Origin of the sequence: Corynebacterium sp. KPL2680 (assembly GCF_040225675.1) — a bacterium.
GTDB classification, from domain to species: Bacteria; Actinomycetota; Actinomycetes; order Mycobacteriales; family Mycobacteriaceae; genus Corynebacterium; species Corynebacterium rhinophilum.
Map to the genome: position 1 here is coordinate 95,920 of NZ_JBEHFM010000009.1, position 6,729 is coordinate 102,648.

General features: G+C 58.7%; 7 protein-coding genes. 3 read left to right on the forward strand and 4 right to left on the reverse strand.

The window, feature by feature from the left end; genetic code table 11:
- The first annotated feature begins 3 nt into the window (after positions 1-3).
- Positions 4-1,857, forward strand: a complete 1,854-nt coding sequence (gene ilvD / locus ABRP66_RS06330; protein ID WP_349838472.1) for a dihydroxy-acid dehydratase — start codon at positions 4-6, stop codon at positions 1,855-1,857.
- Here the strand turns inward: ilvD and ABRP66_RS06335 are convergent.
- From ABRP66_RS06335 to ABRP66_RS06345, 3 genes are all read right to left on the reverse strand, one after another.
- Positions 1,854-2,165 (reverse strand): transcriptional regulator, encoded by a 312-nt coding sequence (locus tag ABRP66_RS06335; protein WP_284770550.1) that lies wholly within the window; start codon positions 2,163-2,165, stop codon positions 1,854-1,856. The two genes, ilvD and ABRP66_RS06335, sit on opposite strands and share 4 nt — an antisense overlap.
- On the reverse strand, positions 2,155-2,625 hold the full coding sequence (locus tag ABRP66_RS06340) for a cb-type cytochrome C oxidase subunit IV (protein ID WP_284770551.1): 471 nt from the start codon (positions 2,623-2,625) through the stop codon (positions 2,155-2,157). The genes ABRP66_RS06335 and ABRP66_RS06340 overlap by 11 nt, the downstream gene beginning before the upstream one ends.
- Before the next feature lie 133 nt (positions 2,626-2,758).
- Positions 2,759-3,649, reverse strand: a complete 891-nt coding sequence (locus ABRP66_RS06345; RefSeq protein WP_296088463.1) for a DoxX family membrane protein — start codon at positions 3,647-3,649, stop codon at positions 2,759-2,761.
- Positions 3,650-3,842: 193 nt separating this feature from the next.
- Between ABRP66_RS06345 and ABRP66_RS06350 the strand changes: the two genes are divergently transcribed.
- Positions 3,843-4,940 carry a glutathione S-transferase family protein gene (locus ABRP66_RS06350; protein ID WP_284782920.1) on the forward strand — a complete coding sequence of 366 codons (1,098 nt, stop codon included), beginning with the start codon at positions 3,843-3,845 and terminating at the stop codon, positions 4,938-4,940.
- Here ABRP66_RS06350 and ABRP66_RS06355 read toward each other — a convergent pair.
- Positions 4,909-5,781, reverse strand: a complete 873-nt coding sequence (locus tag ABRP66_RS06355) for an ArgP/LysG family DNA-binding transcriptional regulator (protein ID WP_284782918.1) — start codon at positions 5,779-5,781, stop codon at positions 4,909-4,911. The two genes, ABRP66_RS06350 and ABRP66_RS06355, sit on opposite strands and share 32 nt — an antisense overlap.
- Positions 5,782-5,850: 69 nt before the next feature.
- Between ABRP66_RS06355 and ABRP66_RS06360 the strand changes: the two genes are divergently transcribed.
- Positions 5,851-6,576, forward strand: a complete 726-nt coding sequence (locus ABRP66_RS06360; RefSeq protein WP_296088451.1) for a LysE/ArgO family amino acid transporter — start codon at positions 5,851-5,853, stop codon at positions 6,574-6,576.
- Positions 6,577-6,729 lie beyond the last annotated feature (153 nt).

Here is a 6,729-nt window from a genome sequence, read left to right on the forward strand (position 1 = left end):
TCCATGTTCCCACTGCGCTCTAAAGTAACTACCGTCGGACGCCAAGCCTCCGGTGCGCGTGCCTTGTGGCGCGCTACTGGCACCAAGGAAAACGACTTTGGCAAGCCCATCATCGCTATCGCCAACTCTTATACGCAGTTCGTCCCCGGCCACGTGCACCTAAAAAACGTTGGGGATATCGTCGCCGATGCCGTCCGCGAAGCCGGTGGCGTACCCAAGGAGTTCAATACCATTGCCGTGGATGACGGCATTGCCATGGGCCACAGCGGCATGCTGTACTCCTTGCCCTCGCGCGAAATCATCTCCGATTCCATCGAGTACATGGCCAATGCGCATACTGCCGATGCCCTCGTCTGCATCTCTAACTGCGATAAGATCACCCCGGGCATGCTCAATGCCGCAATGCGGTTGAATATCCCCACGATCTTTGTCTCGGGCGGACCTATGGAGGCCGGCAAGGCCGTCGTGGTCGATGGCGTTGCCCATGCGCCGACTGACCTGATTACCGCTATCACCGCATCCGCGAATGATAGCGTTTCCGATGCTGGCTTGGCCCAGGTGGAAGAATCCGCCTGCCCCACCTGCGGTTCCTGCTCCGGCATGTTTACCGCTAACTCCATGAACTGCTTGACCGAGGCGCTCGGTTTGGCGCTTCCTGGCAATGGCACCACGTTGGCCACCCACAGTGCTCGCCGCGATCTCTTTGAAAAGGCCGGTTCCACCATCGTCGATATGTGCCGCCGCTACTACGGCGAGGAAGACGAGTCCGTCCTGCCGCGCAATATCGCGACCAAGGAAGCCTTTAGCAATGCCATGGCCCTCGATATGGCCATGGGCGGATCCACTAACACCATCCTGCACACCCTTGCCGCAGCGCAAGAGGGTGAAGTGGACTTCACGCTGGATGATATTAATGACATCTCCTACCGCGTCCCCTGCTTGTCCAAGGTCGCGCCCAACGGCACCTACCACATCGAGGATGTACACCGCGCCGGCGGCATTCCGGCTATCTTGGGCGAGCTGCGCCGCGCGGGCCACCTCAACCTCAAGGTGCACACCGCGCTCTATGACAATGCGGAGCAGTGGCTCGATGATTGGGATATCCGCAATCCTCGCGTAACCGATCAGGCCCGCGAGCTCTACTACGCCGCTCCAGGCGGCGTGCGCACCACGGAGCCGTTCTCCCAGTCCAACCGGTGGGATGAACTGGATACGGACGCGGTCAATGGCTGCATTCACGATGCTGACCACGCCTTTTCTTCCGACGGTGGACTGGTGGTCCTGCGCGGCAACTTGGCGCCGGACGGGGCCATCGTCAAGGCCGCCGGCGTGGAAGAAGAGCTGTGGACCTTCTCTGGCCCAGCCCGCGTGGTGGAGTCCCAAGAGCAGGCCGTGTCCATCATCTTGAATAAAGAAGTCCAACCTGGCGATGTGGTCGTCATTCGCTACGAGGGTCCGTCCGGTGGCCCCGGCATGCAGGAAATGCTGCACCCGACGTCCTTCCTCAAGGGTGCCGGCTTGGGCAAGGCCTGCGCCTTGATTACCGATGGCCGCTTCTCCGGCGGCACCTCCGGGCTTTCCATTGGCCACATTTCTCCTGAGGCCGCCCACCAGGGACTCATCGGGCTCATTGAGAACGGCGACACTATTTCCATCAATATCCACGAGCGCGAGCTCACGCTCGACGTGGACGATGATGTTCTGGAGCGCCGCCGCGCCGCGCAAGAACAACGCGAAAAGCCATGGACGCCTGTAGACCGCAACCGCCCCATTACCAAGGCGCTGCGCGCCTATGCCGCAATGGCGACCTCCGCAGACCGCGGCGCGGTGCGCGTGGTAGACGGCTACGTGAACTAACGCGCCATCTCTTGAATGGCCGCGAGGTGGGCATCGAATGCTGACTTGCCAGTAGCAGTCAGCATGACCCACACGGTGTCCTTATCGCGGGAAGACCCGTACTCGCGAAACCGGCTGATATAGCCTTCCTTTTCTAGGGCGGTTAATTGTTTGGATAAGGTGGCGGCCGATTGGTCTACTTCTTCCCGCAGCGCCGCGAAGCGCATCTCGCGGCGCACCTGTCCCTCCACCGCACCCCGCGCGTTCAAAACTGCGCAGATTTTGAAGCGATTGAGCGGATAGATAACCGGGTCAATGTCACTGAGCACTGCGGCCCTCTCCTTGCCGCGCTGCAACGTCCAAGGCACGAGATTGCAGCACCCAGACCATTGCCGCTGCCCACAAGACCATGAAGATTACCAATGCCCACGTGTGCTCACGCAGCATGTTCGTAACAAACATCGGGACAAGTATTACTGCCATCCCCGCGTAGTATTTCTTATCAGCCTTGGGCTGGGTATACGGATCCTGGCGATAGCTGGTCCGCACCTTATTTTGGTAATGAAGCAGCGCCCACACCAAGAGTCCTATAAGAACAAAGTAGAAAATGAGAAACGCGACGGGGTGCATCACCTCCGCGAATACGGTCATTCCCACATAGAACGCTGCCAATGCAATCACTAGGAGGATATTTTGCACCAGCCGCTTACGCTCAGCCCCTTGATCCTGCAGGCTGTCATTAAACTCGAGCGACTTCTTTAGCTCATCTTCCATCTTTTCTGCCACCATCTCAAAATCCAGCTTTGCTTACTTTCCTTTATGGCAATCCTTTCACTTTCCATAGTGGAAAGCAAGGGTACAAAGAAAATCCCCACCGCATTGACTGCGGCGGGGATCCACTCACGCGGTAGCGAATAACAGGCTAAGCAATGGGGTTTACGGCCGCGCCGAAGAACCACACGGCGACCAGGATGGCGATGCCAACCACCACAAAGACCCACGACGTGCCCAGCGGGCGCCGCGCCCAAGAGCGGCCAAAGTCCAAGGAAATGAAACCAGGACCGGTAAATTGCAGGCCAATCGCGATAACGAAAAGTACCAGGGACAGCCATACCGAGTCCGGCCAGTCAAAGACTTGGAGACCGGCGCCTGAATCCGCCAGCTCGTGCAAGGCGGCGAAACCGGTAACGACCAAGCCAAGCATTGCTGCCAGCGGGCTAATCAGACCCAACAGTAGAAACGCGCCGGCAATCAGCTGCACGGTCGGCACCGCAAGGGCAAACGAATTGGCCCAAGCGTACTCAGAGTAGTCGCCTTCTAGCCCGGAGACACCCGCGCCATCGCCCAGCGAGAAGAAGGTGGATACTCCGGCAATAATGAGGTAAGCACTCATAGCCAATCGGACGAAGAAGAGACCAAAGTCAATGGTGCCGCGGCGCCCATAGTGCTTATAGCCCTCTTTGTCCTCTTGCTCCTGCTGTAGCTTGCGCTCTTGTTCCGCCTGCTCCTCTGGGGTCAGGGCAGCACCTTCAGCCGCGAAACCTTCGGTCTGCGCCGCCGCCGAGGGATCTAATACCTGGGTATCCTCACCGGTAGATTGATTGCCCCCTTCCTGTCCAGCCTCATTAGCGGCAGGATTGGGCATAACTTCCGTCTCCGCCGCCTCCTGCTTCTGTGGCCGAATCTCTTGCGGTTCGGCGCGCCCTGCGCGCGCGAAGACATCGGGGTTATCCCGCTGCACAGAATCGTAGGCTGGGACGTTGAGATCCTCATCTAAGGGGTTGGCTTTATCCGGTTGCTGCTTATCGCTCATATGACCAATTTAAGACACTTGCCTGCAGTTTTGCGGTACCGTTAACGGCGCGCCGCAATTGTTCCCCCACCTCCCTCCCCCTGGCCCGCAACTTGTTGTAACATCAACAATGTCATGTAGTTGACATATAAACATTAATTGCCGGCGGGACACTTCCCCGCCTTATCAATCCACCAGAATTGGGAGTGAATCGATGACTTCACACGACTCCGATTGGGCAGGAGATGCCCGCAATGCTTCACCAGACGGCGAGTTTATTCGCGATACCACCTATATCGAGGATCGCATCTCACCTGCGGTATCCGAGGTAACCGCACAAGATGATGACACCTTTCATTGGCCGATGGAGGCTGGCCGCTACCGCTTGGTTGCCGCCCGCGCGTGCCCGTGGGCACACCGCGCGGTCATCGCCCGCCGCTTATTAGGTTTAGAAGATTCCATTTCCCTAGCCCTCGCCGGGCCCGTACACGACGCGCGGTCCTGGACATTCGACTTAGATGAGGGCGAGGTAGACCCGGTTTTGGGCTACAAGCGCCTGCAGGAAGCCTACTTCGAGCGCTTCCCGGACTATCCCCGCGGTATTACCGTACCCGCCCTGGTAGAAGAATCAACGGGCCGCGTGGTCACCAATGATTACCCCTCTATGGTGCGCGATTTTATTGAGCAGTGGACGGACTTCCAAGCAGAAGGCGCCCCGGATCTCTTCCCAGAGCAGCACCGCGAGGAGATGGAAGAGCTCAATGAGTACATTTTCCACGGCATCAATAATGGCGTGTACCGCTGCGGTTTTGCCGGTTCGCAAGAAGCCTACGAAGAGGCCTATGACCAGCTGTGGGATGCACTCGATTGGGCCGAGAAGCGCCTAGGCACCCAGCGTTATATGGTCGGCGATCACATTACCGAGACCGATATCCGCCTATTTGCCACTCTTATACGCTTCGACCCCGTGTATTACTCGCACTTCAAATGCTCGCGCCACAAGATTCAAGAACTGCCCAACCTGCGCGGCTACCTGCAAGAACTTTTCCAGTTGCCAGGTTTTGGTGATACCACCGATTTCACCGAAATCAAGCAGCACTACTTTGCCACTCATTCCGAGATCAACCCCACCCGCATCGTTCCGGTGGGGCCGGATATGTCCTGGTTAGCAGAGCCGCACGACCGCGACCGTTTTGGCGGCCAGCCCTTCGCTCCTGGCGTGCAACTGCCAGGTCCCATCCCCTCCGGCGAGGAAGTAAAGAACCCAGAAGACTTCCAACTTAAGCTCTTCCCAGCGCCGCAGCCGCGTTAATCACCGACCGCGTCAGATCGCTTAAGACCTCGGATTCTAGGCGCCAGCGCTGCCAGTAGAGGTCGATGTCGAGCTGGTGGTCATCGAGAAGCAACAGCTCTTGCGATTCCACCAGCGGCTGGGCCTGGGCCTGCGGCAATAGCCCCCACCCCAGGCCCACGCGCACGGCCTCCAGGTAGCCTTCCGAAGAGGGAATTTGCGAAACCCGGGCGCGCACAACATGGGAATCAATAAAGCGATCCCGCATAGCATCATCAAGCACCTGGTCATTGGGGCCATAGCCCACCAGCGGCATCGTCTCCCAGGTCAGTTGGCCCGCGTGGAAGCGCTCCGCGATGTGCGGGGCGGCGACGGCGAAATAGCGCATGATCCCCAAAAACGTGGAATCGCACCCGGATACCGGCGAATGTTCCCTCGTCACGGCGCCTAGAACATCGCCGCGCCGCAACATCGCCAGGGTGCGTGCCTCATCCTCAATGCGGATGCGCAGTGCAACGTCACCCCGCTGCGCGGTATCGCTTAATACCTGCGTAAACCACGTGGCCAGCGAATCGGAGTTGATGGCCACCGACAGGGGCACGCGCGCTAGGCGCTGGCCTAACCGCGCATCGGTTTCTGCCTGCACCAACGCCATACGCCGGGCCGCTTGCACCAAGATCTCCCCGGCCTCCGTCGCCCCCACCGGGTTCGCCCGCCGCACCAGCACGCGACCGGTACTCGCCTCCAAGGCCTTGATGCGTTGGCTCACCGCAGACGGAGAAATTCCCAGGACCGAAGCGGCAACCTCAAAGCTTCCTTCTTCCACGATGGCCAGCAAGGTTTCCAAATGTACGGGGTTCATGAAGCTATTCTAAACCATATGAAGATAGATTAACTGGACTTATTTACGGCTTGGATTCACACTAGAGGCATGTCCATCGTGCTAGCTGGTTTTGTGCTTGGTTTATCGCTCATTGTGGCCGTCGGCCCCCAAAATGCGATGCTGTTGAAATACGGTATCCGCCGCGATCACATCGGGCTCATCATCGTGGTGTGCGCGCTTTCCGATGTCATCCTTATTACCTCCGGCACCGCCGGTGTCGGCTACCTGGTGGAGCGCTTTCCCACTGCACTTGAGGCGCTCAAGTACATCGGCGCAGCCTACCTCGCCTTTTTCACCTTCACCTGCTTCCGCGATGCCTTTAAAACCAAAGGCGAGGCCATCGACGTGGAATCCACTTCCCCCAATTCCACCGAGGAAGTCGCGACCTTCGACGGCGACAGCGACTCCTCGGGTGGAGCCGGCACCGAGCATGGCTCTGTAGCCACCGCTACCACCACCCAACGCCAAGAGATCAAGCGCTCGCCCTCCTGGGTCAAGCCGCTGCTTACCGCGCTGGCACTGACCTGGCTCAATCCTGGCGCCTATGTCGACGTTTTGGTCATGCTCGGCGGCATCGCCAACCAGTATGGAGACCCCGGCCGGTGGCTTTTCGCCGGCGGTGCGATTGCCGCCAGCTTTACGTGGTTCCCCGTCATTGGCTTTGGAGCAGCCCGCTTCTCCCACGTCCTCTCCCGCCCCGAGGTATGGCGGTGGATTAACGTTGGCATCGGCGTCATCATGATTGGCCTGACCCTCAAACTCCTCCTGCTTTAACCCCCAGCCCAGATTGTTCCAGCGGGCATAGGGGGCAGCGGCAAGCACAAGGCATAGAAAATCCCTCCCCGGGAATTGAACTGGCCCCCGAAAGTTGGACTGGTTTAATTCTAGGTGATGAGGGGTTCAAGGGTCTGATTCCGATATTGCATC